The organism is Amycolatopsis sp. cmx-11-12 (assembly GCF_046269425.1).
GTDB lineage: Bacteria > Actinomycetota > Actinomycetes > Mycobacteriales > Pseudonocardiaceae > Amycolatopsis.
The window spans coordinates 1-1,644 of record NZ_JADNQM010000090.1 but is presented as its reverse complement, the minus strand read 5'-3'; the positions used below and the strand labels follow the sequence as shown (position 1 = coordinate 1,644).

Genomic DNA, 1,644 nt, shown 5'->3' with positions numbered 1-1,644 from the left:
CCTGCGTCTTTCACGCAGTGTGATGTAGATCTGGTCGTGAAATGGAGGAAGTGCCTGTCCTGTAAGGGAAACTTGGGCTTGCGAAGGTCCAGGGTTCTCTCACGGGAAGGCACTTCCTTGGTGCACGATAGCAAGCAGTCGCAAGTCCGGGTCACCGCGGACGGCAGTGGTCTCGTCTCTCGCGCCGGGGTAGCTCTACTACGCGAACTCACCGTCAGCACCGGGCTGGGAATCGGCTGGTCAGAAGCGCTTATCGACACCTATGCCGGGATACCAACTCACCTGCCGGGTCGGGTGTTGGCTGATCTGGCGGTGATGATCGCCGACGGCGGTGACGCACTGGCGCACTTGGCGACGCTGCGAGATCAGGCCAAACTGTTCGGTCCGGTGGCCAGTGACGCCACCGCATGGCGGGTACTCGATCGGGTCGATGCCGAGCATTTGGCTCGCTTGCAGGCCGTTCGCGCGGTGGCTCGGGAACGGGCCTGGGCCGCCGGAGCAGGCCCCGACCTCGCGGCCGGGCTGGTGATCGATATCGACGCGACGATCACGATCGCGCACAGCGAGAAGGAGAACGCGGCGAAAACGTGGAAGAAAACGTTCGGGTTTCATCCACTGCTGGCCTACCTCGACCGCCCCGACGTCGCCGGTGGGGAAGCATTGGCCGGGATCCTGCGGCCCGGGAAAGCGGGGGCGAACACTGCCGCGGACCACGTCGAGATCCTGACGATGGCCTTGTCCGCGTTGCCCGCTCACGCCCGGCCCCATCCCGATGACCCTGACGCGCCGCGGGTGATGGTGCGAACCGACGCCGCCGGCGCGACCCATGCCTTCGCCGCCGCGATACGCGGCGCGGGATGTGGTTTCTCGCTGGGGTTCTCCATCGCCGCGGAGGTCCAGGCCGCCGTCCTCACGATTCCCGACGACGCGTGGAGCCCGGCCTACGACCTTGACGGCCGGCCGCGGAAAGGGGCGTGGGTCGCCGAGATCACCGGCATGCTCGACCTGTCGAAATGGCCTCCCCGATCGCGGGTCATCGTCCGCCGGGAACGACCACACCCCGGCGCGCAACTGAGGTTCACCGACACCGACGGACACCGGTTCACCGCGTTCATCACCGACACCCAAGGCGGGCAACTCACCGACCTCGAAACCCACCACCGATCCCACGCCCGCGTCGAAGACCGCATCCGCTGCGGCAAAAACACCGGCCTGCGGAACCTTCCCTGCCGCGGCTACACCGCAAACAAAGCCTGGCTCGAACTCGCGCTGACCGCCGCCGACCTGCTCATCTGGGCCCAGTCCCTGTGTTTCACCGGCGAACTGGCCCGCTGCGAACCCGCTACCTTCCGCTACCGCATCTGCGCCATCGCCGCGAAACTCACCCGCACCGCCCGCATCCCCACCCTGCACCTCGACCGGGACTGGACCTGGGCACACCACCTCGCGACCGCGTTCACCCGACTCCGCGCAGCACCCTGGCCCGACTGATCCACACCCTCTGCCCCTACAACCAAGGACCCTCGGAACCCGCCCACCGACACGACAGTCGGCCCACAACCCTGCCCACAGCACGATTTCCGACCAAAACCCAGCCGCAGCAGCAATCCCGACGAACTCACAGAAACCCATGCAAGATCGAGG

The 1,644-nt window shown here is 66.5% G+C and carries 1 protein-coding gene; it reads left to right on the top strand.

The features are described 5' to 3' along the window. Positions 1 to 117 precede the first annotated feature (117 nt). On the top strand, positions 118 to 1,491 hold the full coding sequence (locus ACLARN_RS44020; protein WP_409497438.1) for an IS1380 family transposase: 1,374 nt from the start codon (positions 118 to 120) through the stop codon (positions 1,489 to 1,491). Positions 1,492 to 1,644: the final 153 nt, after the last annotated feature.